Below are 22891 nucleotides of genomic sequence, written 5' to 3'. Positions count from 1 at the left end.
TTTGTGCTGATCGTTTGAGGATATTGCGGGCGAGCCGTAACTGCCGTGGGCCAGGAAAAGCGAACGCGTGTTCAGAGCCTTGAGCGGGACCGCGTCGGGTTGCGTCTTTTTGCAGCTCAACCACGGTACTCTTGCCCCCACCGCCGACCTCACCGACCGCTATCGCGAGCAGCGCGCGATATCTTATCCACAGGAGTCTCGCCGTCACCAGTAGAGCCCCTGGAATCCATCGGGATCCGCGATGACCCCCGAGCGCCCAGAGAATGGTGATCGGAAGTATGTGCGACAGCGACGTAATGGTCGGATCCGGTCCCGTCGGGTGCGTTCAGCCCGGGTGACGCGTCTGGGACGCACGCGCCACACAGGGGCGTTGTGCAGCCGATTGGTCCACGGTTCGCCTGCTGAATGATTGTTGGGTGTCATATTTATTAAAAGCGGATCCGAACGCGAATGGATCACGGATGCCCCACAACAGGTACTGGACGTCCTCGGGACGTCCTGCCAGGGCACCGTACCCACGCCCCCGCCCGCCACCGCGATAGGATCCATCGGCTCAAAGTTGCCGCGTTCAGTCACCTGGACTACCCGGCGCCCGGCAGGGGATCCACGTCGCGCATCAATACTGGCCGTGCTCCTTGGTCCGCTCCTGAGCATCGACGACGCGCGGGGCCATGGTCAGACGTCGAGCTGTGGCATGAGCTGACCGCGATATTCCTTGAGAGCGGCATGGTGCGTGGCTGTCGAGTTTCCCCAATCGGATCCACTCGTGATCCCGGCGCAACCTCGCCCGCCAACTACGGTGCTCAAATCGCCAACTACGGCACTCAGTCACAACGGGCTGAGCACTGTCGCTCGTGTTGCTGGGCTGCGAGCCCTGCGCGGGACGCTCGCCGGCACCTCGGTCCCGGGTAAGTGATCTCGTAGACGTAGACGTCCATGCCGCCCGGCCGCGGCCGACGCCGTGGCCCCACGTCGGGTCCCTCCGCCCCCAGCGTTACGCCGGCCAGAGCTCGGAAGCCGGCAGACGGCGGGGCTCCCTGACATGGGCTGGCGCAGTGGGTGTGGGAATCGAGGTCCTGATGTGGACTGGCCGCGGGTGGAAGCGGCTGCGGCCGGCGGCTGGGAACAATTGCTGATCGACGCCGCCCTCGAAGAGGCGTACAGCGCTCCGAGTGCAGGGTCCTCTGCCCTGCCGGGTCGAGGGCGAGGACACCGTTTTCCTGACCGAGGACGGCACTCAGCTGCGGGTACCGTCCTCGGAGAGGCGGCTGCGGCTGGTCAGCCGTGGGCTCCCGCCGGCAGCCCAGGAGCCCACAGGTGAGCCAGGGAGCCAGCGACCGGTCATCGGCGCAACCGGCGGCCGTATGAACCTGAGGCGGGGCGGGGCGGTCTGACGAACGATGAGTGGGCACGACTCGTACCGCATATACCGAAGACCGGTCGCCGGGGCAGGCGGTTGAGCATCACCGGAACGCTGGTCGACCATCGCTGCGCGGCCTGGATGAGTAAATCGAGGGGCGGACGGTAGGCACCAAGTGCGTTGCCCCGGAACGGAGTTGCCGTGCGCCGCGCGAATGTGTTGGACCGAGTTATTTTCTGTTCACTCTGCAACCGTCCCGCTTTTGTTTCCGTCTATCTCTGTAACCCCTTCCGTCCCACCGGGCCCACAACCCAGGGGGACGGATCCGAGGGGCGACCGATGTGTTATCCGTTGGAGGATTTATGCGCAACCGAACCAGGAGCATGGTGGCAGGCGCTGTGGGAGCCGCCTTAGTCGCGGTCGCGGCCGGCGGGGCCACGGCAGCAGTGACGGACGGGAACGGGCGGGGCCAGGACCAGCCCTCCACGAGTGCTGCCGAGCCGGGCAAGATCACCCAGGGCGACCTCGACGGCGACGGCCACGCCGACCTCGGCGTGGGAGCGCCCGAGGGCACTGTCTCCGGGAAGTCCAAGGCGGGCTACGTGGGCGTGACCTACGGCGCCAAGGGCGGCGTCGACACCAAGCGGCACAGCACGCTGACGCAGGCCAGCGCGGGCGTGCCCGGCACCCCGGAGGCCAAGGACGGCTTCGGCTCGACCGTGGTGCGTGGCGACGTGGACGGGGACGGTTACGCCGACCTGGTCGTCGCCGCGAACAACGAGGCCATCGGCAGCACTACGCAGGCCGGTTCCGTCACGATCGTCTTCGGCTCCGGGAGCGGCCTGTCCGGCGACGCCATCGCCTTCCACGCACCAAAGGTCACCGCCAACGCGCACTTCGGCGACCAGATAGCCGTGGGCGACCACAACAAGGACGGCCTCAGCGACATCGCCATCTCCGACGGCGAGAAGGTACAGCTCGTCAAGGGCGCGAAGAACCTGCGGCAGACCGCGGCCCCGAAGATGACCAGCGTCACCCCGCCCGGCGGCGGCGTCAGCGTCGAGCACCTGGCCTCCGGCGACATCAACGGGGACGGCTACGCCGATCTCGTCACCGTCGCCTCCCAGGACTCGCCCTCCGACGAGGGCACACTCGGCGTGCTGCCCGGCTCATCCGGGGGCCTGAAGAAGACGCCGCTGGGCAAGGACATCCCACTGCCGTTCGCGCAGTACCGCCCGGTGGTCGGCGACATCAACGGCGACGGGAAGGAGGACGTCGTCACGGACACCGGCTTCTCGGACGGTCCGCAAGAGCAGAAGCTGCGTACCTACCCCGGCACGGCCGACGGGCTCGACTCCGACAAGCCGGTGGACTGGAAAGGCAAGGCGCAGGAGGGCGAGGCCATCCGGCTCGCCGACTTCGACGGCGACGGCCACGACGACCTGGTGGTCAGCAACACCGGCGCCGAGGCGCCCGGAGGCTATAACAACGCCGGTGCCATCAACGTGCTCAAGGGCACCGAGAACTGGCTGACCGACGAGGGGACGCAGACCTTCTCGCTCGACACCGAGGGCGTCCCCGGCTCCATGGAGGGCAACGACAAGTTCGGTACGTCCGTCTCGCCGGCCGATTACAACGGTGACGGCAAGGCGGACCTGGCCGTGGGCATCCCGAACCGCACCGAGGGCGTCGGCGCGGCGGCCCTGCTGTACGCGGGCACCGACGGGCTGAGCGCCAAGGACTCGTCACTCATCGACCCGAGTGACCTTGGTTCCCCGGCGACGAAGGGCCGCTTCGGCACGGAGCTGACGAACCCGGCGAAGTAGGCCCGCACGCTGGGGCCTGTTCGGCAGATCACGTGCTTGTCGGGCTGGTGGGCTCGTTGTTGGAGCTGAGGGCCGGGGCCGCTCGCGCGGCGGGTTCACCAGCAAACTCCACCTGAGCGCGGACGGATGCTGCCGCCCGCTGCCCCTGATCGTCACCGCGGGCCAGCGGGCTGACTGCAACCAGTTCAAGCTCGTCCTGGAGAAGATCCGTATGCCGCAGGCTGGGCTGGGGCATACCCCGCAAGATGCCGGACAGCCTCGCGGCCGACAAGCCTTACAGCAACCGGCCGTGCCGCGAGTACCTGCCGCGACGCGGTATCCGGCACACGAACCCGCAGAAGATCGACAGCCAGGCCGCCCGTGTGCGCAAAGGCTCCCGCGGCGGACGCCCACCCGGCTTCGACGAGGACCGCTACAAGAAGCGCAACACCGTCGAACGGGCGATCAACCACCTGAAGCGGCCGTCGCGGGTCGCTGCTCCCTGGCAGGTGGAGGCGAAGGGGTACCCGTCGCAGCTCGTCCCGGTGTGCCGCGAAAGACCAGTAGGCAGGGCCTGAGGGAAGGGGCTCATCCTCGCGGGTGCGGGGAGCGGAGCGTGAGCGTGTTCTGGGCCAGGTCCGCTCCGGGCTCATCCCCGCGGGTGCGGGGAGCGGAGGGCGTAGGGGTCGGCGTCGAGCCGGGCTGCGGGCTCATCCCCGCGGGTGCGGGGAGCGGGGCGTTACTGATGCCAGTAACCACTAACTCGCTGGCTCATCCCCGCGGGTGCGGGGAGCGGTCTTCGTGAGCTGCACCTTCATCAAGGGGCGACGCTTGTTTCAGCAAGGATGAGAGAAAAGGCATACAGGACAGAAGGGAATGCGTTCGCCTGAGATGCCTCCATGCCACAGACTACGTGTTCACAACCGAGGTTCCTCAGGTGAGACTGCCAGGCCCCCCAAGATGCCCCGTCAGGGGGCGCGGCTCCCCACGCCGAAGACCGCCCTCAGCTTCGGTTCGCTGTTGGGCAGCGGCTTGTCGAATACCTTCTTCACGGCCGGGGTCAGTCCGTGGCCGTGATGTGCGTGCTTGCCGACGCCCAGGCCCAGGAAGACGCCTACCCCGTCGATGTCGACCATCGTGCCCCCACATGCGTCGATGCGTGCCGGCCTCGAAAGCGGGGCCGTTCTCGCGCATCCACGATATGCAGACCTGCCGTCCGGATGCGGCCGGGCGTTGCGCCCGGCCGGGCAGTGGTCGGGCCTCTGATCAGCGTCTCCGACGGCACCCCTCGGACCCGGTGACACCACCCCCCAGGTCATCCCTTCGACAGGCGGCAACAGCCATGCCGGGCCCGGAGGCCAGCGGCCCTCTTGCAGGACCACGAAAAAGATAACGGGGTAGACCTCCCGGGTGAGCAGCCGGCGGTGAGGTGTGGCACCGCGAGCTCACCAGGGAATCGGCACCAACCTGGCGAATCGAAACAGAAATCCGGCGCACAACCGCATGAACATTGACCAGATTCCCTCTCAGTAGCCGGTGCCGCGCTTGACCTGGGCCCGCTCGACCTGGCTGGTCGCACCCTTTTGGTCCAAGGTGTCGCATGCATCGGCGATGTCCTGGGTCAGACGCTCGATCTGCTCGCGGCTCAGGGTCTCCTTGACCAAGGCACGCAGGATCTTCACCCGCTCCGCGTTGGGCGGGAGGGTGTACGCCGGCACCATCCAGCCGCGCTCGGCTGAGAGCTGCCAGGCGATGTCGGACTCGTCGTAGGCATGCTTGCCGGTGAGGCGGAAAGCGACCAGCGGCAGCTGCTCGAGGTCGCTGCCGATCACTTCGAAGCGGCCGCTGCTACGCAGATTGTCCGCCAACGCGTGGGCGTTCCTCTGCATCGTCTCCATGACGTAGGTGTAGCCCTCACGACCCAGCCGCACGAAGTTGTAGTACTGGGCGAGCACCATCGACGCGCCGGTCGAGAAGTTCAGCGTGAACGTCGCGTCGGTCTTGCCCAGATAGTTCTCGTAGAACACGAGGTCCTTGGCCAGGTCGGACTCCTCGCGGAAGACCAGCCAGCCGATGCCGGGGTAGACGAGGCCATACTTGTGTCCCGATACGTTGATCGAGCGCACCCGCTCGAGCCGGAAGTCCCATTCCGAGTCCGGGTAGAGGAAGGGCCACACGAAGCCGCCACTGGCGCCGTCAACGTGGATCGGGATGTCGAGGTCCCGCTCCTTGTGGACGTCCCGCAGGAGTTTGTCGATCCCGACGACGTCGTCCTTGTGGCCGGTAAACGTGGTGCCGACGACGGCGACGACGGCGATCGTGTTCTCGTCGAGGTGGGGCTCCACGTCCTCCGGGCCGATCGTGTACTTGTCCTCAGCAAGCGGCACGATCCGCGGCTCGACGTCGAAGTAGCGGCAGAACTTCTCCCACACGACGTGGACGTCGCCGCCGAAGACCAGGTTGGGCCGGTCGACCGACAGGTTGGCCGCCTGGCGGCGCTCCCGCCACTTCCACTTCAGCGACAGCCCGCCGAGCATGATCGCCTCGGACGAGCCCTGGGTCCGACATCCAGTGGTCTTGCCCGGTGCGTGGAAGAGGTCGGCGAGCATGCGCACGCAGCGCTGCTCGATCTCGGCGGAGATGGGGTACTCCGCGTGGTCGATGAAGTTGCGGTGGAGGTTCTCGGCGATGATCCGTTGCGCCTCCGGCTCCATCCAGGTGGTGACGAACGTGGCGAGGTTACGTTGCGGGTCCCCCTCCATGACGAGTTCCTCACCCAGCAGCCTCATGGAGTCCGTCGCGGTCATGCCCTCCTCAGGGAAGGCTTCCGAGGGAGCGGGCTCGGTAAGGAATCGGTTTCCGAACAGGGCCGCGACGTCTCTCTTGGTCATGCCGACGATTCAATCCTTTCCAGAGCGAAAGCCAGGCTCAGAACCTCGGGTCAGGCTCGGGGTTCACGAGAACGGCGCACCTTGATGACTACTTGTTGTGCGGCGGGCCCTCAGGGAGGATTGACCGCCACGCGGCGGTGTGCCGAAAGTGCTCGGTGGCGACGCCGAGCCAGGAAGCGGCTGGACCTCGTCGCATGGCCGCCCGCCGCAAGGTGAACCCCAACCCCCCACGCCTCGACCAGGCCAACCCGGGCGCCCCTTCTGGCGGGCCGACGTGTTCCTGGAGGAATGCGTGCTGTACCCGCTCCCCGCCCGCAACGAGGGCTACGGCTACGGCGTCGCCATCGCCTACCTGGAGCCCTCCGGCGAGCACGTGGAAACGAGGCCCCGGCCCTCCGTCGTCGCTCGCACGTGGGGGTGACGGCGGCAACGTCGTGGGGGTCGGTCAGGTCGGCGGTCCAGGTCGCGGCGACCAGTCCGGCTTCCCACAATCGGGGCTTCGGTCCGGCGCCGTTAGCCGCACGCTTCGCACAACCTGGCAGCCTGCTCTTGGCCGCAGTCCTCGCACGTTTGAACGTGCAGAGATGTTACGGCGTGCAAGGGGAGCTGATCCGGCGGGTGGCACCCGTCCATGAAGGTGTTACACGTCGTCGAACGGATCACCGCGGCAGACACCCCGCTCTGGCAGAAGTCCGGCGCTGCCAGCCAAGCAGGTCGCCACAGTGAGCCTTGCCCAGGTCAGCTCCGACACCGGGTCCGACCACTTCCGTGCCGGGTGGTCCTGGACCACCGGTTGGAGGTCGTCTGCGAGACACCGGGATGGCCAATCAGCTCGTCGCCGACCCGTACGGCGTGCCGGTGTACTCGGGCAGCGGGTTCAACGGGCTGCCGGTCAGACATGGAGCAACGCTGCGCTCAGCCACGAACGGTCACCGGACGGTGCGGATCCTTGTCGTCTCCGACTGGAACCAGAGCGGGATCCATATGTTCTCCGCGCCGGCCAAGGAGGTCACCGCGTCGCGCCGTGGACGCACCCGGAACGGAGGTCGTCTTCGAGCGCCTGGCGGTGATCGAGCAGCAGGTCACCCGACCACGGGCTGCCCACCGCGCCGCCGAAGGCCAGCGACCGCCGCTCGTCCAGCGGCACTTCCACCACCCAGGCCAAGGCCCTGCCACCGGATCATCGTCACCTGGGGGCATCTCCCGGGCCTGGCTCGACCGGCTCAGCAACGACGGCACCGTCCTGGCCCCGTCGCGCACAGCGGCCTGCACCCACCCCTTGCTCGACGAACCCGCATACTCCAGGATCTGACCGGACAACTGGTGGCGAACGCCGACTTCATGACCGCCACCGGGCCGCTGCACGCAGGAGCCACCCTGCCAGTCTCATCGCACGGGCGGCCGGGGGTGGCCCAGGGCGCCCGCACGATCTCGCCTTCCTTTTCTCACCGGAGATGCCGACTACCGTGACTCGCCACAGTATTAATTACTCCCTCAGGGTTCTGGGAAGCGCTGCGCTCGGTGCCGTTGTCGCTGCCGCCGGGCTTGCCGCCAATCGTTGGGGCGACGCGGCCAACAGACGCGTATGTGACAGCGCTCCCGGCGAGTTCTGCCTCACGCTCTACCCGTTCGAGGGCATGGCGGCATGGCTCTTATTGACCCTGCTGGGGTTCTGGATCGGTCTGTGGGCACTCGGGATCCGTCCGCTGGCCCTGTCGGTCCTGCTCTGTTCGATGGCCAATGTGGGGGTCCAGCTCACCTGGGCGACTTGCATGGGTCTCGCCTGGTCATGGCCGCACTCGGCAGTCAACGCGGTCGGCCCGGCGCTGCTGTCGGCGGCCCTGCTGCGGGGACGGGATCGGGAGTGCACGGGGAGGGACTCGACGTAGCGCAGGATCATCGCTGCGAACAGCGGTGGCGTCGGTGACCCACAGCGCGCCGGGCTCGTCGCGGTCGCCGAGGGGCGGGTATCCACGCAGTCCGCCTGGGGCGCTTCGAGATCCTGCCGCAGGCCAGGAGCCGCCGCGTCACCCTCAACCTGCACGACCGGCGCTCCGCCTGCCTCCCCCAGCGACCGGGCGCCCACCTGCACATCTCCTCCGACGCTCCGGACTCGAGGCCGCGGTGGACCGTCAGCTCACCGTCGAGCAGGTCCAGCATCCGGTGGCGGGCGCCACCGGCGGGCACCGGAGCACCCGGGCGGCCTCGACGCATTCGGTCCGTCGTTGCGGTCAGCGGTCCTCGTCATGAGGGAGGGCGCCCGTCGCCCAGGAAGATGAATGGCCTCGCCCTCGCCGACGACGGTGGTGAGCTCGGCCGCGACGCGCCCACAGAGCCCGGACACGATCGAGCGATACACCGTCAGCCGGCCCCCGCGTGCGCGGGGATGGACCCGTGACCCATTCGGTAGCAGCAGGTTGTTGCCGTGAGGGGCCCGGCGCAAAGCCGCGCACCGGGCCCTGCGGTGCGAAGGAGGCGGATCGCGTTGATGTCCTTGCCCGGGCAATCCTGGCGGGCCTTCCGCAGGTGCGTTGAACTGGCGTGGCGGCGGAGCCGGGACGTGGAGCTGATGCAGCGATCGCTGGGGTTTGCTGCTCTGGCATTCCTCACCCTGGTACCGCTGCTGATTGTCGTAGCCGCGGCGGACCCGACGCAGGCCGCCGGCTTCGCCCGGTGGGTGGGAAATGCCCTGGGGGCCTCTGCCGCTTCCCAGGAAGAAATCCAGCACCTGTTCAGCCGGCCCCGACGTGCCCTGCAATCCACTGCCGCCCTGGGCCTGGCGGCGCTGGCCGTCTTCGGACTGACTTTCGCTTCGACTGTCCAGACTGCCTACGAGAAGACCTGGAGTCTTCCTCCGGCCCGATGGCACGCGGTGTGGCGCCACGCCGTCTGGCTCGCCTTCCTCATCGGTTACCTCTCCGTCTTCACCAGCACGCCCCTGCGCCGGGACGCGGTGATCGGTACCCCGGGCGGCACCCTCCTGGCGCTTATGGCCACACTCGTCTTCTTCTGGTGGTCTCCCTGGCTGCTCCTGGGGAGTAGGGCCGGGCTGTGGGCACTGCTACCGGGGGCAGTCCTCACGACAGCCGGAATGGTGGGACTGAGAACCTTCTCCAAACTCGTTTTCTCCCCGCGCATCGTCTCCAGCACCGTCACCTATGGCCCTGTCGGCACGGTTCTCGTTATCCAGTCCTGGCTCGTCGGCGTCGGATTCGTACTCTTCGGCGGCACCCTCCTGGGACGCATCGTGGATGAAAAGCTCCGCTCGCGCAGGTAACAAGCTCCACGCGCGAGGCACCGGCTTCAGGCCCTGAGAGCCGGCCTCCGGGGGGGGCTTCGGGCGGGAGGCAGACTGCTCGGCCCGGGGAGGTGTTCTCTAGCGCCGTGGGCCCATCTGTTGTGTGAGGAAATGCGGTGAATGGAGGTCATGCTCTTTGACGGGCGCCACCAGGGCCCGCAAGGAACACCGGGAGTTCCTCATGCCGGATGCGACTCTCCACCCCACCACCGACCAGGCCCCCCGCCGAGCCGGCACGACAACACCAGGCCGCCAGGACCTCGAGGCCGGGGCGCGTCGATGACGTCCGCCTCCCCGAAGGAGAAGGCGAGGAGGAGCAGGAAGCCCGGGTGACCTGAGGCAGCCGCCCGCACCCCCACCGCGGCGCGAGCCTCCCGGATACAGGGAGATGCGGATATGAGCACCGCACTGGGGCGTATCGAATGCTGGAGGCTCGCCGTTTGATCCTGCGTCGCTGGCGCGAGGAAGACGTTGCGCCCAGGGCTGCCGTCAATGCCGACCCCGAGGTCATGCGGTGGATCCGTGACGGCAGCGTCCGTGACGAACAGCAGACTCGCGCCGGGGTCCAGGCGTGGGAGAGCGAGTGGGAGTCACAGGGCTTCGGCCTGTTCGCCGGGCAGAGCCGGTCCACTGGCGACTGGCCGGGTTCACCGGCCTTTCGGTGCTCGACTTCTCGCCGCAGGCACTGCCGGCGGTTGAGAGACGTACACGAAAAGAACAGATCGTCAGGACGCAGGTGATCCGCCGACAATGCCCGCAGAAATCGCGGGACAACCTCTACCATGGCTCGGCGCTGGTGATGAGGACCGTGACAGTGACCGGGCCGGGTGCGTCGCCGGCGGCGGCATCGGCCAGCGTTGCTCGAAGCGTGCGGGAGACATCAAGGGAACGGTGGCCCGCAGCGACTGCCGCCTGGACGGTCACGTGCCAGCCGGTCGGCTCCCGGTATGCCACCCCGACCGGGCGGGAAAAGCCTCCCAGGACGGGGGCGAGGCGGGCGACGCCGGGCACGTCCGCCGCAACGCCCGCCAGCTCGACAGCCGGGTCCCGCACGAGCACCGGTCCGGGCGACGGGTGCCCGGCCTCTGCAGCTCCGCCCCGCCGACCACCTGTCGTGGCCTCTTGGGCCCCGGCCATGAACCGCAGCTCTTCCCGCAACCGGGCGGCGGCCGCGGGCAGGTTCTCCAACAAGCCTGTGACCTGCAAGTCGGCTTCCACCGCAGGCAAGCCCAGGCGTACCTCGGCCGCGGTGAGCAGCGCGCTCCGCAGATCCTCGGCGGTCTCAGCCAGGGGCCGGGTCATGGCCGCTGAGCAGTCCACCTCGATCCTGAGAGGCCCTGGCGGCAGGGCACTGGCCGGCGGCGGCACAGCAGGTTCGACAGGGGGCTCCGTGCGGGCCGGCCCGATCCGCATGGTCTCCACGCTGACGCCGCCCACGTCCAGGGCCGCACGACTGAGCACCCGTACGGCAGCCTGTTCGGTGATCCAGGCGCCGTCCTCGGGCCCGCCGAGCGGAAGCAACCGGCCAAGACCGAGCTGCTGCCGCACAGCCTGCGTCCATGTATCAGCGGCCACCATCCGACCATATCTCCATGCGCGTCTCTTGGGGCGGGCGGCTTAACACGCCAGGGGAGCGTCCGGCCTCCCCTCCCCCACCGTGTCACTCCTCTTCCTCGTCGTACTCCTCTTCATCCTCTTCCGGCTCCTCGGCCTCCTCTTCGGCCTCTGCCTCTTCTTCGCCCTCGCCCTCCGCGTATTCGTCCTCAGCCTCGTCTTCGTCTTCTTCCTGCTCGCCGGAGTCCTGGTCCTCGTCGTCTTCCAGGCCTTCTTCGTGGCTGCGGACGACTTCCCCGTCGCGAATCTCGCCGCGCCAGCCCTCGATCTCCTCCTCGGCGGCCAACGTGACGTACCTCTGGAAGTGCTTCATGTCCAGCCGGAGTCGGCGCCCTTGAGCCCGCCAGAGGTTGCCGGTCTTCTCGAAGAAGCCGGAGGGGTAGTACTCGATGACGGCGACGATTCGTGTCAGATTCGGCGTCAGTTCGTGGAAGCTGATGACCCCTCGGGTCGAGCCCTTGGATCCCTCGGAGTTCCAGACGATGCGCTCGTCGGGCACCTGTTCCTCTACGGTCGCCTTCCAGCTGCGGTTGGAGAAGGCAACCTTGAGCTTCCAGTCCGATTCGATCTCGTCCGACATCTTGACGCTGGTGACGCCTTTGGTGAAGGAGCTGAAGTCCTCGAACTGCGTCCAGCAGTCGTAGACGGTGCGCACCGGCAGGCCGACGTCGAGCACCTCGATGATGTTGGTGACCTTGGTGTTGCCGGCCTTGCCGCCGCCACCCCCGCCGAAGGCGTCCTTGACGCCTCCGAGTACCTTGTCCTTGACGCCCTTGGCCTTCTCACCGAGAAAGGCCTTCATGGGATTCTCGCCGCCCAGGACACGCTTGCCGATTGCGAGCATGCCCCCGCCGGCACCGTCACCGCCGTTGAGCTGATCGGTGAGGCCGGTCAGTTTGTCACCGGCCGACTCCACCCACCGTGAGGTGCGGGCCATCAGATAGTTACCCAGTTCCTCGCGCAACTCGTCGAGGCCGGAGCCGTCCGTTTCCGTGGTGTCGTCGTCCGCCTTTGCCATGGCGCATCACCTCCGGCGACCGCTACGGGCGGGAGCCTTCTTACTTGCCGCCTTTTTGGTGGGCGCCTTTTTGGCGGGAGCCTTCTTCGCTGAAGTCTTCTTGCCTGCCGCCTTCTTGGGGGCCGGCTTGGAGGGAGACTTCTTCGGGGGCGCCTTCTTCGCGGCGGCCTTCTTGTCCGTGGGTTTACTCTCCCGGCTCTTCTTCGCCGGGCGACGCCGCCTCCGGGGCTCCTCCTCCGCAGGTTCGGTTTCGTCCTCTTCCTCCTCGCCGGTGGCCGCCTCTTCCGCCTCCTCTTCCTCTTCGCCTTCTCCTTCGTCCTCGAAGGCGTCCTCCTCCTCGCCTTCCTCCGGCTCCTCCTCGCCACCCTGCAGAGCACGCGTGCGCTGCCCCAGGGCACCGGTGACGGACCCGAGGCCGCGGTTGGCCGCCGCCGACAACGCGGCGCGGCCCGAGCCGAGCAGCTCGCCGCGCACCTGCTCGCCGAGCTGCTCGAACTGAGGATTCTCGGCGAGTTTGCGCACCCCCTGCGTCACGAGCTCCTGGGGGTTGAGTTTGCTGCCTGCCGCCAGGGCTGCCAGGCCCAGAGCGAACTTCCCCTTCTTCGTCCGGCCGATAACGTAACCGGCCGCAACGGCTGCAGCGAGGGTCTTCTTGGTGCTGTCGTCCATGAGCAGGCCTCCGGGTTTTCGTTCCCTTCGGGATGAGGCGCCACGGTCCGGGACGGACCCGGAGACCGCCGCGGGCCGCGATCACGACCTCGCGGGCAGCCCCCACCTCGCTCGGCGTTGCCCATCCGCGAAACGGGGGCACACTTCCACCATCCTCCGGGAGTCGGTACGACGCATCCCGGCCCGGCAGGGCGCCAGCCATGGACGGCCTCGTGGCCACTGCCGCGAGGAGGACAGCGCTCCTGAGCAGAGGCTTGTTCAGCCCGTCGGCAGCGGTCGACAGGGCCACCGGCGCCCCGAACAATCCCGAATTCACCGCAGTCCCGAGTGCCACCGAGCGCTCACCGAGTGCGTTCGCTCAACGCTGCGGGAACAGCCGAGGCGGGACCGCAGCCACCACAACCGGGTCCCGAGGCTCCGTCCCCGCCGATCCCACCGGGAGGTGCCGAGCGCGAAGCGCGGACATCGCCGGAGAGGTCGCCGGCCGCCCGGCGGAAGGTCCTGCCCGCCGGGCTGTAGCCGCCGCCACGAGCGTCCCCTCGCTCCCGGATCACCGGTGCCACTCACCAACCGCCTCGACCTGGCCGGATCAGGTCCCGCGTCCTACGATGTGCGGCCGATGGTCTGAGTGACCGTCACCTGGACGGCCACGGGTCCGGTCATGCCCTGCCGGGCGAGATGGCCGGTGACAGCGGACCGGACTTGTCGGTGGACCTCTCGTGCCGTGTCCAGTGCACGGCGGTCGTCGTGCAGGATGCACCGCACTTCCACCCGCCACCCGGGGGCGTCGGGGAGCTCTTCGGCGCGGATGCCGGCCTCGGAGGGCAGGGTGTCGATGCCCAGGGCCTGCTGGATGCGCGTGGCGGCGCCGGCCAGCCGGTGCTTCAGCGTGGGCTGCAACCCGGCCACTCCGGGGACCGCGAGGGCTGCCTGAGCGGCGACGTGGTGCATGTCCGCCGTCCTGACCGGCGTCATCGCTCATCACCTTCCCGATGTCCGGTCTCGCCGGGGGCGCTCAGCCGGTGCGGTTCCAGTATGTCGACGACCTTCAGATCCACATCGGCGAGAGCCAGTCCGAGAGCGCGGTCGGCGGTGCGAACCACGGCTCTGCGCACCTGGGCGGCTCGTTCGTCCAGCGGCCGGTCCAGCCCCACGGCGAGCGTCAGGGCCACCCGGATACGGGTGCCGTCATCCGTGGTGGTCAGGCGACAGCTGACCGCCCGTGCACCGGGCACGCTGTCGGCCGCCCGGCGCAGGACTCTCGCGGCTGCGCTCTCGGCAATGTGCAGGTCCTCGGTGGGGGCGCCCAAGGGCAGCATCCGTCCGAGCCGCGTCTCGGCGCGGACGGCGGTCATCACACGCTCGGCGAGGGTCTGCCCGCTGGGCCTCTCCTGGGCCCGCAGAGCGTGGGTGGCCTCGTCCAGAGCCGCGAGGCCCGCGACGGCCTCGCGGCAGTGCGGGCAGTCGGCCGTGTGGGGGTCCACAGGGATACCGTCACGGGCCTGCTCCCAGACGTGACTGAGCGGGCGTCCGCAGGGAAGCCGCTGGTCGCCGACGATCCTCGTGGCGGCGTCCTCGAACCGATGCCCACCGGTCACCACGGCGTGCTGCTGAGCCGGCAGCCCACTGGGGGGCTCGTCTAGCGCCATGGGCCCATCTCCTCGGTCAGCGAGCGGCGCGCCCGGAAGAGCCTGCCGCGTACGGTCTGTTCAGTGGTGCCCGTGACCTCCGCGATCTCTGCGTAGTGCAGGCCGTGCAGTTCCCGTAGTACCCAGCATGCACGCTGGTCGGGTGGCAGCGCGTGGAGCGCCTCGGCCAGGGCCGCAGTGGCAGCATGGCTCACGGCGGCGCGTTCCGGCGCGTTGTGTCCGTTACGGGTGGCGGGCTCGGGTACGGATTCCAGCGGAAGAGCGGGAGCGCCGCCACGCAGAGTGTTGAGACAGCGGTTGGTGACGATGCGGTACATCCAGGTGCGGAAGGCGGCGTCGCCGCGGAACTCCGGCAGTCGGCGCCAGGCGCTGAGGAAGGCTTCCTGGACGGCATCCTCGGCGTCCGTCCGGTTGCCGAGCAGCTGGTGTGCCAGAGCCAGCAGCTGACCGCTGTGGCGTCGGACCAGGACGGCGAATGCGTCGTCGTCCCCTTCCCCGGCCCGCACGGCCAGCAGCCGGTCGTCCAGAACCGTGAGGCCGCTCCGGGCGGCCCCGGGGCCGACGGCGGCGGGGGCGGGGGCGGCGAAGCCGCGCTCCCGGGGCTCGGCCGTCCGCCGAGGCAAGGAGAATCCGCCCTGCTTCTGCATCGGCGCGCTCGCTCCTGGTCTGGGACTTTCCCGTGCCCGGGACGCATGGGGCGTATGGATCGGACGCCGTACCTGCACCCCCGACCGCCGGTCAGCCCACCCACACACACATGTGACCTGCATCACTCTAACGCGTGAGGAATGGGGCTGCGGTGTGTCCAATCCTTTGACGGGCACCACACCGGTGTCCGCGCGGATCACGAGGAGATCCCCATGACGGACACCACCGTCCGCCCCACAACTGGCGAGGACCAGTCGCTGAGGGCCGGCAAGACGTCCCAGGACCGCCGGGGCACCGGCACGGCGGCCGAGAGCAGAGGCAGGACCACCATCGCGGACAGCGTGGTGGAGAAGATCGCCGCCATCGCGGCCCGGGAGGTACCGGGCATCCACAGCCTCGGTGCCGGAATGGCCCGCACGTTCGGAGCCGTCCGCGACCGGGTGCCCGGTGGGCGTCCCGACGTCGCACGCGGAGTGAAGGTCGAGGTGGGCGAGCGTCAGGCCGCCGTGGACCTCGATGTCGTCATCGAGTACGGCATGCCCATCATCGACGTCGCCGGCGACGCCCGCAGCAACGTCATCTCGGCCGTGGAACGCATGACCGGACTGGAGGTCGTCGAGGTGAACATCGCCGTCGATGACGTCCACCTGCCGGACGAGGAGGACGAACAGGAAGAGACACCGAACCGGGTGACGTAGACCCGGCACCGTCATGCTTCGACGCAACGTGACGAGGCATGACGGCCGGAAGAGGAGCGAGTACACATGAGCACAGCAACAGTAGGCCTGCTCGCAGGCATGGCCCTTGGCTTCGCCGGCTACTTCGGTGGCTTCGGCGCGTTCCTGGTGGTCGCAGGACTGGGCGCATTGGGTCTGATCATCGGCAGCTTCATGCAGGGCGATCTGGTCCTGGGGGAGTTCGTGCACCGCCGGGAGGAGAGAGAATCCCGGGCCGGCACCTCGGCCCCCCGTAGCCCCTACCAGCGGCCCCGGAATGACTTCGGGCCCGTCCGGAGCCGAGTGCAATGACCGCCACGGCATCCCCTCCGGCGCTTCCGACCGGGCCGACCGGAAGCGCGGGGGCCGGGGCCACCCCGCACCCGCCCCCGCCACCACCGGCTGAGCGGGGGGCGACAGTGATCCCCAGCAGAGTGGTGGCCCGCATCGGAGCGCGAGCGGCACACGAGGAACTGGCCCGCCAGGCGGGGAGCACGCCCGTACACCGCGGCCTCACCGCTCCCCGGTCCACGGCCACCCTGCACCACGGCTCGGTCCGTCTGGTGCTCACGCTCGACCTGCCCTACCCCATCGACATCGCCCGCGCCTCGACGGAGATACAACGCCATGTCACGGAGCAGGTGGTGCGGCTGACCGGCATGTCCATCGACCGCGTCACCCTGAGCGTCCAGCAGTTGGTCCTCGCAGAGGACCCGGCGTCGCTCCGAGCACGCTGAGCTGCCCGCGAAGTCGGGACCGCACGAAGGAGAGGCCATGACCCACGAAAAGGACAAGGCCAGGCCGGGCCCCGGGCCCCTGCATGCACGCCGTGAACAGCCCGGCCCGGTGCCCCCGGACAAGGGCTCCGCAGACGGCGAACAGCCTGCGCGGAACGAAGCGCCCTCCCCCGGGGCCGATACGGAGGACGTCGCGCAGCAGAAAACACCGCGACGGCTCTGGTCCACCCGCCGGATCCCCGCTGCTCTGGCCGCGGCCGTCGTGCTGGTCGTCGCGGGATTCCTCCTGTTCGACGTCGTATGGGCCCGCACGGGGCACAGCGCCGTAGGGAGCCGGGGCCCGGCCGACGAACTGGCGACACGGCCGCTGGACGATGTCTGGATGCTCACCGGCGCCGCCGTCGCCGCCGCCCTGGGCCTGTGGCTCATCGTGCTGGCACTCACTCCGGGCCTGCGGCACCTCCTCCCCCTGCGCCCTCACGACGACGGAGCCCGTATGCGCGCCGCGCTCGACCGTGACGGCGCGGCCCAGCTGCTGCGCGACACGGCCATGCGCGTGCCAGGAGTCGGCCGGGCCCGGGTCCGGGTGCGCCGGCGCCGGATCACCATGCGCGCCGACGTGCGCTTCCGCGACCCGCACGAGGTCGAGAACGACCTCATCGCATCCGCCCGGGACGACGAGCGGAACCGCCTCTCTCTGGCCCGCCCGCCCCGGCTGAAGGTCCGAGCACGGCCCCACACCTGACCCCCATGGCGACACCCCAGCCGGAACGGAAGACGAGACCATGCGGAAACAACTCACGGTCAATCGATTGCTGCTGGCCCTGGCCGGCGCAGTGCTCCTCGGCGGCGGCCTTCTCGTACTCGCCGCCGGCCTCGACCTGTACCGGCGCTGGAGTCTCACACCACCGAGCGGCTGGCCGCTGACCGGACCGCAGGACGTCGTGCTCAGCCGCGCCGACCGCACTCAGTGGCCCGAGCAGGGGTGGTGGTGGCCGACCGTGATCGCTGTTCTGGCCGTGACCGTTCTCCTCGCTCTGTGGTGGCTGGTCTCCCAGCTGCGGCAACGCCACCCCGGCCGCATGCGGGTGGGAGGTCCCGCCGGTACCGAGGGCGTGCAGCTCCGTGACACGGTGCTGAACGACGCCGTCACCGCCGAAGCCGGCCGACTTCCCGACGTACACGGCGCCCGGGCCCGGTTGGCCGGCCGGTCCGATCACCCCCAGGCCCTCATCACGCTCACACTCGCTCCCGACAGCGCCCCCGGCCCCGTTCTGGATGCGCTCGCTCGAGGCCCCCTGGAACACGCACGCCAGTCCACCGGCCAACGGCAACTCCCCTCCGACGTCCGCCTGCTGGTCGCCCACCGGGGCCCGCACCGCGTTGAATGACGGCGCACTGCGTACCGGACAGGCCAAGTTCATAGCGGGCAACCCGGGGCCGAGACCGACTGGCTGCCCCTCGTGGCGCGCGCATACGGTCGCAGCGAGATCGTCCGTGCCGCTACCGGCATACCGGCTCCCTCGGACACAATCCGAGAAGTATGAGCGATAACCCCCTACAGGATCCTCGGTTCTTCCGAGCCCCCTACGAGACCTACGCGCGGCTTCGCAGTACCGCGCCGGTGCAGAAGATCCCCGCCGGTTCGGAGGGGCGCCACAGCTACCTCGTCACCGGCTACGCCGAAGCGCGGGAGGCCTTCGCCGACCCTCGGCTGTCGAAGGACACAGCACGGTTCTTCGCCGATCAGCCGACTCGCCGTACCCTCCATCCCGCCGTGTCTCAAAGCATGCTGGCCGGCGACCCTCCTCAGCACACCCGGCTCCGGCGCCTTGTCACCAAGGCGTTCACCCCCGGAGCCGTCGACCGGCTACGGCCGTACATCCAAGGGGTGACCGACGAACTCCTCGGCCAATGGGCGCCGGGAGAACGCGCCGACCTCGTGGCGGGGCTCGCCGGCCCTCTGCCTGTCGCCGTCATCTGCCGGCTTCTCGGTGTGCCCGATGCGGACCGAGCAGAGGTACGGACGTGGTCGAACGACCTCTTCTCAGCCGGGGAGCCCGACCGGGTCGACACCGCCTCACACGCCGTGGCGAACTACATGGCCGGGCTCATCGCCTCAAAGCGCCGTTCCCCGGATGGAAGCGTGCTGCAGGACCTCATCCAGGCACGGGACGGTGCGGACAGGCTCAGCGAGGACGAACTCGTCTCTCTGGCTGTTCTCTTGCTCGTTGCAGGCCACGAGACCACGACGAATTTCATCGGCAACGCCGCCCTGGCTCTCCTGCAATCGCCGGAATCACTCACCCGGCTGCGTCACGAGCCAGATCTGCTGGAAGCGGTTCTGGATGAGCTTCTTCGCTTCGACTCCCCCGTGGGAATTGCGACATTCCGATACACCACCGAAGCAATGTGCCTCGGAGGAGTCGCAATTCCCCCCGGAGTCCCCGTCCTCATCGCCCCCGGGGCGGCCAATCGTGACCCACACCGCTTCACCGACCCCGACGAACTCGACCTCGACCGCGACGCCGGCGGCCATCTGGCGTTCGGCCACGGCATTCACCGGTGCCTGGGAGCACCTCTGGCAAAGGCGGAAGGCCACATAGCCTTGCGGGCTCTCATCACTCGCTTCCCCGACGTGCGGCTCGCCATCAGCGCAGATGAGCTGGAGTGGCGACGGACAAGGTTGATGAGAGGCCTGAAATCTCTGCCTGTCGCTCTGTAGAAGACACACGCGACTCGGGCAGCAGCTTCCACAGGAGAGGGACGGCGACCATGCCGGACCTTCCCGCCGGCTTCAGGTGGAGTCGGCGGCGGGCTCGGTCGCGTAGCGGCTCATCGCGTCGATGCCGGCCTGTGGCGTCAGCGGCCGGCCGGCGGCGAGCACGTCCCGGAGGTCTCGGAAGTACTGCACGTACAGATCGGGGGTGAAGGTGCTGAGCATGACGGCGGGTTGGTCGGTCGGGTTGGCGAAGGTGTGCGGGGCGCCGGGCGGAACCAGCACGAACGTGCCCGCGGTGGCGTCGTGGTCCTCGCTCCCGACGGTGAACCGCACGGTGCCGGAGAGGATGTAGAAGCCCTCGTCGTGTCCGGCATGGCGGTGCTGCGGCGGCCCCTGGGTGTGCGGGGCGAGGACGGACTCGGCGATCGCGAGGCGGTGCCCGGTGCGGCTGCCGTCCTCGAGGATGCGCATCCGCGTGGGGCCCAGGAGGATGGTCTCGCCGTCGCCGGGACCGACCACCGATACGGCGGGGCCGGCCTGCGACTCGCTGGTCTCTGCTTCTTCGGTCATGCCCACCAGTGCACGGCCAAGGCCCCACGGCTGTCCAAGACCTGTTCCGCAACGCCGATGTCCCGTGGGTATCGTTGCAGCGTGGAGCTACGGACCCTGCGCTACTTCGTGGCCGTCGCCGAGGAACTCCACTTCGGCCGGGCCGCCACCCGACTGCACATGAGTCAGCCGCCACTGAGCCGGGCGATCAAGCAGTTGGAGGCCGACGTCGGGGCCCTGCTGTTCGCCCGCTCGGCCGCCGGCGTCACGCTCACCCCGGTCGGTACGGTGCTGCTCGACGAGGCGCGCGCACTGCTCGAACATGCGGACCGCGTCCGCCTCCGCGTGGGCGCGGCGGCCGGCGTCGCGACCATCGCCGTCGGCATCCTGAGCGACGGCACCGACCCGGCAGCGGCCAGGCTGGCGGCCTCATACCGCCGACGCCACCCCGGCATCGACATCCGCATCCGCGACACCGACCTGACCGACCCGACCTGCGGGCTGCGCACCGGTCTGGTCGATGTCGCCCTGACCCGGGCGCCGTTCGACGAGACGGCCCTGACCGTGCAAGAGCTGCGGGCAGATCCGGTCGGCGTGGTCCTGCGCGCCGACGATCCGCTGGCCCACCACGACCGACTGCGGCTGGCCGACCTGGACGACCGCCGCTGGTTCCGGTTCCCGCAGGGGACCGACCCCGTGTGGCAGTCGTACTGGAACGGCGGCAGATCGCGCGAGGGCCCCGTGGTGCGCGCCGTCCAGGAATGCCTGCAGGCCGTGCTGTGGAACGGCACGGTCGGCCTGGCCCCGCTCGGACACGACCTGCACGCGGAGCTGGCCACGGTGCCGCTGATCGACATGGCGCCGAGCCGCGTGGTGGCGGTGTGGAACACCGGTGACACCAACCCGTTGATCCGGTCCTTCGTCGAGACCGCGACAGCCGCGTACCGAGACTGAGCGCCGGCCATCAGTGCTGCCACAGCTCGTGAGGACGAGGCCCCGCCGGCGGCCCGCCACGAAGTTTCGATCACGAGGACTACGAAGCTCGGCACGCGGTCGAGTGCGGGATCCATCGACTCGAGCGGCACCGGGCGGTCGCCACCCGCTACGGCTGACTCGCTGTCCGCTGCGAGGCGCCTGTCCTCGTCGCCGTAATCGACGCATGGCTATGACACCTGCACGGCCCGCCCGACATCATGGACGCCATGGACACGCCGATCACCGACTGGAGCCGGCGTGGAGGATCCGAACGCGATCGGGTTCCACCGGGTCCCGATCGACGACTTGGACTGGTGGCCAAGCCCATTGCCAAACACTGATGCCCGGCGTACGGGAGAACTGGATGGGCCCGCGTGTGCCCTCGACCCCCACGCGCGGCCATGACTCGGCGATGGCAGCCCGGTCCGTGCCGTGGGAACGCAGCACCGCGGCGAGGACGGCGACGGTGTCCCAGCCCTCGAAGGCGACGAAGGAGGGCGCTTCACCCAGCCGCTCGCGGAGCTCCTTCCCGACGCGTTCCCCGAGCGGGCCGAGGCGCTCGGGCAGGTAGCGCAGGAACGGGATCCCGGCGCCGTCCTCGCCCAGCGCCGCGGCCCATTCGGCGCACTCCGGTTGTCCGGCCGGAGCGCCGATCAGAATCTGAGCGAGCCGCCGGTCGCCCCGGACGGCCCTGACGATCGGCACCGCCGGCTCCGGATGGCCGACCAGCAGGAGGAGCGCCGTCGCGCCGTGGTCGACGAGCGCGTCGCACAGGGCCTCGGGGGTGAGCGCGTTGGTGTCCAGTTCGACGACGGTGCCGCCGCGGGGAGCGAGGTGGTCCCGCAGGACGCGGGTCCCGGACGCCCAGTAGACGCTCGGCTGGGTCGCCACGGCGATCCGACGCCGGCCCGCGCCGAGGAGAAAGTCCGCGTAGATCCGCCAGCCATGGGACTGGGCCGGGGCCAGGCGCGCGACCCACTCCGTCGGCTCCTCGGTGAGCGCGTCGAGCACCGCGGACGAGCAGAGGAACGGCACGCCGAGGGCGTCCGCCCGGGCGGCGGCGGCGCGGGCGACGACGCTGTGGTACTCGCCCGCAACGGCGGCCACGCCCAGGCCGGCCAGTTCGTCCACGGCCGCCACGGCCCGCTCCGGATCGGCCGCGGTGTCCCGGACCACCAGCTCCAGTGGTCTGCCGTCGATCCCGCCGGCTTCGTTGACCTCGCGAACGGCCAGGTCGAGTCCGGCGAGCAGGTGTCGGCCCGCCTCGACCCAGCCGGGCCGCGTCAGCGGGACGAGAGCGCCCAGGCGGACGAACGACCCGTCTGTGCGTTCCGCTCCGGAAGGCGATGCCGGCGGCGTGTTCATCGGGTGCATCCGGTGGCGTGCCCCTCGGGACGATGCGGTCGCGGTCCGCCCGGATCGCGCGCCGGCCGGGGCCGACGGTTCGTACTCGTCACGTCTCGCCGCGGCAGGCGCACCCGGGTGATCATGCCGGCCATTGGACCAACCACCATCGCCGACAGGCAACCGATTATCTGTTCGCTGAGCTGCCAGGCTTCATCGTCATCGGCACCAACGGGGGCCTGCGCCGCAGAAGCTTGTCACACGTCTCCGACCTGCGCCGACTTCACACCCTTGCGCCGCAGGGAGCGCAGGAGACGGTCAATCGGCGGGACGAAGGGTGGTGATGAGGCGGAAGCGCTCCAGAACTGCCGGCGTCGCATCATCCACGGTGAACTCGGGGTCCTCCAAGGCCGCACGCATCTCTTCGCTGTGCCAGAACCGCTCGTGATCCGCCCGCCATTCGGCCACGCTGGTGTGCCCCTCCCCCTCGTCCACGACGTGAGGAAGGCTCACCTGCGCCAGCGGGACAACGCGTACGCCGGTCACCTCGATGACCGCGACCGGGCGGTCGTCCGAGTCGATGACCATCGAACGGCTCCCGACTTCCGGCAAGGACTCCCCCGCATGCTCGTAGTCGATGACGAGCCCTGTCGTGGCGGTCTTGGAACCGTCGAGGACCGCTGCGACGAGCCGGTCTCGCAGTGGGCCGGGGAAAGCGAACTCCGCTCTGGGCATCGAGGTGAGGTCTGTGTGCGGTGAGGTGGAGTCGGACATCATGCGATCACATTAACGACCCTTCCATGCAAGCCGACAGGAGAAGGACGTGACGTCATCAGGGCCGCCGCGGGTTGGGTGTTGGTGCGACACCATGTCCGGGCGCCGCGCGTTCTGCCGTA

Annotated in this window: 24 protein-coding genes, 1 pseudogene and 1 CRISPR repeat array; of the genes and pseudogenes, 13 read left to right on the top strand and 12 right to left on the bottom strand. The window is 69.2% G+C overall.

Features of this window, described 5'->3' with window-relative positions; genetic code table 11:
• Window positions 1-1758 precede the first annotated feature (1758 nt).
• Both ACFYYR_RS14950 and ACFYYR_RS14945 read left to right on the top strand, forming a co-directional pair.
• Window positions 1759-3186, top strand: coding sequence for an FG-GAP-like repeat-containing protein (locus ACFYYR_RS14950; RefSeq protein ID WP_388852017.1), 1428 nt, complete (start codon window positions 1759-1761; stop codon window positions 3184-3186).
• A gap of 245 nt (window positions 3187-3431) precedes the next feature.
• On the top strand, window positions 3432-3743 hold the full coding sequence (locus ACFYYR_RS14945; protein WP_388852014.1) for a hypothetical protein: 312 nt from the start codon (window positions 3432-3434) through the stop codon (window positions 3741-3743).
• A gap of 5 nt (window positions 3744-3748) precedes the next feature.
• A CRISPR array of direct repeats spans window positions 3749-3961; the repeat unit is 30 nt; unit sequence CGGGCTCATCCCCGCGGGTGCGGGGAGCGG.
• Between the two features lie 196 nt (window positions 3962-4157).
• On the opposite strand, the pseudogene ACFYYR_RS14940 reads toward ACFYYR_RS14945, so the two are convergent.
• Together ACFYYR_RS14940 and ACFYYR_RS14935 are read right to left on the bottom strand one after the other, a co-directional pair.
• Window positions 4158-4301 (bottom strand): annotated as a pseudogene (locus ACFYYR_RS14940) (IS110 family transposase); the annotation flags it as partial.
• Between the two features lie 390 nt (window positions 4302-4691).
• Window positions 4692-6056 carry a glutamate decarboxylase gene (locus tag ACFYYR_RS14935; protein ID WP_388852011.1) on the bottom strand — a complete coding sequence of 455 codons (1365 nt, stop codon included), beginning with the start codon at window positions 6054-6056 and terminating at the stop codon, window positions 4692-4694.
• 292 nt (window positions 6057-6348) lie between these two features.
• Here ACFYYR_RS14935 and ACFYYR_RS14930 point away from each other — a divergent pair, with 292 nt between their 5' ends.
• Entirely contained in the window at window positions 6349-6477 is a 129-nt protein-coding gene (locus ACFYYR_RS14930) for a hypothetical protein (protein ID WP_388852008.1), read from the top strand.
• Between the two features lie 588 nt (window positions 6478-7065).
• On the opposite strand, the gene ACFYYR_RS14925 is transcribed toward ACFYYR_RS14930, so the two are convergent.
• Entirely contained in the window at window positions 7066-7221 is a 156-nt protein-coding gene (locus ACFYYR_RS14925; protein WP_388852005.1) for a hypothetical protein, read from the bottom strand.
• Window positions 7222-7522: 301 nt separating this feature from the next.
• Between ACFYYR_RS14925 and ACFYYR_RS14920 the strand changes: the two genes are divergently transcribed.
• From ACFYYR_RS14920 to ACFYYR_RS14910, 3 genes are all read left to right on the top strand, one after another.
• A complete protein-coding gene (locus ACFYYR_RS14920) occupies window positions 7523-7945 on the top strand; it encodes a hypothetical protein (protein ID WP_388852002.1) in 423 nt (140 codons plus the stop codon).
• 680 nt (window positions 7946-8625) lie between these two features.
• Window positions 8626-9333, top strand: coding sequence for a ribonuclease BN (locus ACFYYR_RS14915; protein ID WP_388852533.1), 708 nt, complete (start codon window positions 8626-8628; stop codon window positions 9331-9333).
• 443 nt (window positions 9334-9776) lie between these two features.
• Window positions 9777-10094, top strand: a complete 318-nt coding sequence (locus tag ACFYYR_RS14910; protein WP_388851999.1) for a GNAT family N-acetyltransferase — start codon at window positions 9777-9779, stop codon at window positions 10092-10094.
• 37 nt (window positions 10095-10131) lie between these two features.
• Here the strand turns inward: ACFYYR_RS14910 and ACFYYR_RS14905 are convergent, their stop codons facing one another.
• The 6 genes from ACFYYR_RS14905 to ACFYYR_RS14880 form a co-directional block, all read right to left on the bottom strand.
• Window positions 10132-10932, bottom strand: coding sequence for a hypothetical protein (locus tag ACFYYR_RS14905; protein WP_388851996.1), 801 nt, complete (start codon window positions 10930-10932; stop codon window positions 10132-10134).
• 82 nt (window positions 10933-11014) lie between these two features.
• Window positions 11015-11986, bottom strand: a complete 972-nt coding sequence (locus tag ACFYYR_RS14900; protein ID WP_388851993.1) for an SRPBCC family protein — start codon at window positions 11984-11986, stop codon at window positions 11015-11017.
• Window positions 11987-11992: 6 nt separating this feature from the next.
• A complete protein-coding gene (locus tag ACFYYR_RS14895) occupies window positions 11993-12655 on the bottom strand; it encodes a hypothetical protein (protein WP_388851990.1) in 663 nt (220 codons plus the stop codon).
• Between the two features lie 603 nt (window positions 12656-13258).
• A complete protein-coding gene (locus ACFYYR_RS14890; protein ID WP_388851987.1) occupies window positions 13259-13630 on the bottom strand; it encodes a hypothetical protein in 372 nt (123 codons plus the stop codon).
• Window positions 13627-14304 carry a hypothetical protein gene (locus ACFYYR_RS14885; protein WP_388851984.1) on the bottom strand — a complete coding sequence of 226 codons (678 nt, stop codon included), beginning with the start codon at window positions 14302-14304 and terminating at the stop codon, window positions 13627-13629. The genes ACFYYR_RS14890 and ACFYYR_RS14885 overlap by 4 nt, the downstream gene beginning before the upstream one ends.
• Window positions 14295-14951: an RNA polymerase sigma factor gene (locus ACFYYR_RS14880; protein WP_388851981.1), complete on the bottom strand. Its 657-nt coding sequence runs from the start codon at window positions 14949-14951 to the stop codon at window positions 14295-14297. The genes ACFYYR_RS14885 and ACFYYR_RS14880 overlap by 10 nt, the downstream gene beginning before the upstream one ends.
• Window positions 14952-15164: 213 nt before the next feature.
• Here ACFYYR_RS14880 and ACFYYR_RS14875 point away from each other — a divergent pair, with 213 nt between their 5' ends.
• From ACFYYR_RS14875 to ACFYYR_RS14850, 6 genes are all read left to right on the top strand, one after another.
• Complete coding sequence (locus tag ACFYYR_RS14875; RefSeq protein ID WP_388851978.1) at window positions 15165-15650, top strand: Asp23/Gls24 family envelope stress response protein; 486 nt, start codon at window positions 15165-15167, stop codon at window positions 15648-15650.
• 66 nt (window positions 15651-15716) lie between these two features.
• Window positions 15717-15980: a hypothetical protein gene (locus tag ACFYYR_RS14870; RefSeq protein WP_388852571.1), complete on the top strand. Its 264-nt coding sequence runs from the start codon at window positions 15717-15719 to the stop codon at window positions 15978-15980.
• A 107-nt stretch (window positions 15981-16087) separates the two neighbouring features.
• The gene (locus ACFYYR_RS14865) at window positions 16088-16405 is read left to right on the top strand and encodes a hypothetical protein (protein WP_388851975.1); all 318 of its coding nucleotides are present in this window, start codon (window positions 16088-16090) and stop codon (window positions 16403-16405) included.
• Between the two features lie 37 nt (window positions 16406-16442).
• Complete coding sequence (locus ACFYYR_RS14860; RefSeq protein WP_388851972.1) at window positions 16443-17150, top strand: DUF6286 domain-containing protein; 708 nt, start codon at window positions 16443-16445, stop codon at window positions 17148-17150.
• A gap of 40 nt (window positions 17151-17190) precedes the next feature.
• The gene (locus ACFYYR_RS14855) at window positions 17191-17796 is read left to right on the top strand and encodes an alkaline shock response membrane anchor protein AmaP (RefSeq protein ID WP_388851969.1); all 606 of its coding nucleotides are present in this window, start codon (window positions 17191-17193) and stop codon (window positions 17794-17796) included.
• A gap of 152 nt (window positions 17797-17948) precedes the next feature.
• Window positions 17949-19130 (top strand): cytochrome P450, encoded by a 1182-nt coding sequence (locus ACFYYR_RS14850; protein WP_388851966.1) that lies wholly within the window; start codon window positions 17949-17951, stop codon window positions 19128-19130.
• A gap of 72 nt (window positions 19131-19202) precedes the next feature.
• On the opposite strand, the gene ACFYYR_RS14845 is transcribed toward ACFYYR_RS14850, so the two are convergent.
• Complete coding sequence (locus ACFYYR_RS14845) at window positions 19203-19697, bottom strand: cupin domain-containing protein (protein ID WP_388851963.1); 495 nt, start codon at window positions 19695-19697, stop codon at window positions 19203-19205.
• Between the two features lie 57 nt (window positions 19698-19754).
• Here ACFYYR_RS14845 and ACFYYR_RS14840 point away from each other — a divergent pair, with 57 nt between their 5' ends.
• Complete coding sequence (locus ACFYYR_RS14840) at window positions 19755-20630, top strand: LysR family transcriptional regulator (RefSeq protein ID WP_388851960.1); 876 nt, start codon at window positions 19755-19757, stop codon at window positions 20628-20630.
• A gap of 261 nt (window positions 20631-20891) precedes the next feature.
• On the opposite strand, the gene ACFYYR_RS14835 is transcribed toward ACFYYR_RS14840, so the two are convergent.
• Window positions 20892-22016: an ABC transporter substrate-binding protein gene (locus ACFYYR_RS14835; protein WP_388851957.1), complete on the bottom strand. Its 1125-nt coding sequence runs from the start codon at window positions 22014-22016 to the stop codon at window positions 20892-20894.
• A 297-nt stretch (window positions 22017-22313) separates the two neighbouring features.
• Window positions 22314-22772, bottom strand: a complete 459-nt coding sequence (locus tag ACFYYR_RS14830) for an ASCH domain-containing protein (RefSeq protein WP_388851954.1) — start codon at window positions 22770-22772, stop codon at window positions 22314-22316.
• Between the last annotated feature and the right edge of the window lie 119 nt (window positions 22773-22891).

It is taken from the genome of Streptomyces sp. NPDC001922, assembly GCF_042891165.1.
Taxonomy (GTDB): domain Bacteria; phylum Actinomycetota; class Actinomycetes; order Streptomycetales; family Streptomycetaceae; genus Streptomyces.
The sequence above is the reverse complement of the archived record's forward strand: the minus strand, read 5'-3'. Positions and strand labels throughout refer to the sequence as shown.

Coding starts and splice junctions, on each gene's coding strand:
- ACFYYR_RS14945 (WP_388852014.1), top strand. CDS start 3,432: ATGCCGGACAGCCTCGCGGCCGACAAGCCTTACAGCAACCGGCCGTGC.
- ACFYYR_RS14935 (WP_388852011.1), bottom strand. CDS start 6,056: ATGACCAAGAGAGACGTCGCGGCCCTGTTCGGAAACCGATTCCTTACC.
- ACFYYR_RS14915 (WP_388852533.1), top strand. CDS start 8,626: ATGCAGCGATCGCTGGGGTTTGCTGCTCTGGCATTCCTCACCCTGGTA.
- ACFYYR_RS14910 (WP_388851999.1), top strand. CDS start 9,777: ATGCTGGAGGCTCGCCGTTTGATCCTGCGTCGCTGGCGCGAGGAAGAC.
- ACFYYR_RS14905 (WP_388851996.1), bottom strand. CDS start 10,932: ATGGTGGCCGCTGATACATGGACGCAGGCTGTGCGGCAGCAGCTCGGT.
- ACFYYR_RS14900 (WP_388851993.1), bottom strand. CDS start 11,986: ATGGCAAAGGCGGACGACGACACCACGGAAACGGACGGCTCCGGCCTC.
- ACFYYR_RS14895 (WP_388851990.1), bottom strand. CDS start 12,655: ATGGACGACAGCACCAAGAAGACCCTCGCTGCAGCCGTTGCGGCCGGT.
- ACFYYR_RS14890 (WP_388851987.1), bottom strand. CDS start 13,630: ATGACGCCGGTCAGGACGGCGGACATGCACCACGTCGCCGCTCAGGCA.
- ACFYYR_RS14885 (WP_388851984.1), bottom strand. CDS start 14,304: ATGGCGCTAGACGAGCCCCCCAGTGGGCTGCCGGCTCAGCAGCACGCC.
- ACFYYR_RS14880 (WP_388851981.1), bottom strand. CDS start 14,951: ATGCAGAAGCAGGGCGGATTCTCCTTGCCTCGGCGGACGGCCGAGCCC.
- ACFYYR_RS14875 (WP_388851978.1), top strand. CDS start 15,165: ATGACGGACACCACCGTCCGCCCCACAACTGGCGAGGACCAGTCGCTG.
- ACFYYR_RS14870 (WP_388852571.1), top strand. CDS start 15,717: ATGAGCACAGCAACAGTAGGCCTGCTCGCAGGCATGGCCCTTGGCTTC.
- ACFYYR_RS14860 (WP_388851972.1), top strand. CDS start 16,443: ATGACCCACGAAAAGGACAAGGCCAGGCCGGGCCCCGGGCCCCTGCAT.
- ACFYYR_RS14855 (WP_388851969.1), top strand. CDS start 17,191: ATGCGGAAACAACTCACGGTCAATCGATTGCTGCTGGCCCTGGCCGGC.
- ACFYYR_RS14850 (WP_388851966.1), top strand. CDS start 17,949: ATGAGCGATAACCCCCTACAGGATCCTCGGTTCTTCCGAGCCCCCTAC.
- ACFYYR_RS14845 (WP_388851963.1), bottom strand. CDS start 19,697: ATGACCGAAGAAGCAGAGACCAGCGAGTCGCAGGCCGGCCCCGCCGTA.
- ACFYYR_RS14840 (WP_388851960.1), top strand. CDS start 19,755: ATGTCCCGTGGGTATCGTTGCAGCGTGGAGCTACGGACCCTGCGCTAC.
- ACFYYR_RS14835 (WP_388851957.1), bottom strand. CDS start 22,016: ATGAACACGCCGCCGGCATCGCCTTCCGGAGCGGAACGCACAGACGGG.
- ACFYYR_RS14830 (WP_388851954.1), bottom strand. CDS start 22,772: ATGATGTCCGACTCCACCTCACCGCACACAGACCTCACCTCGATGCCC.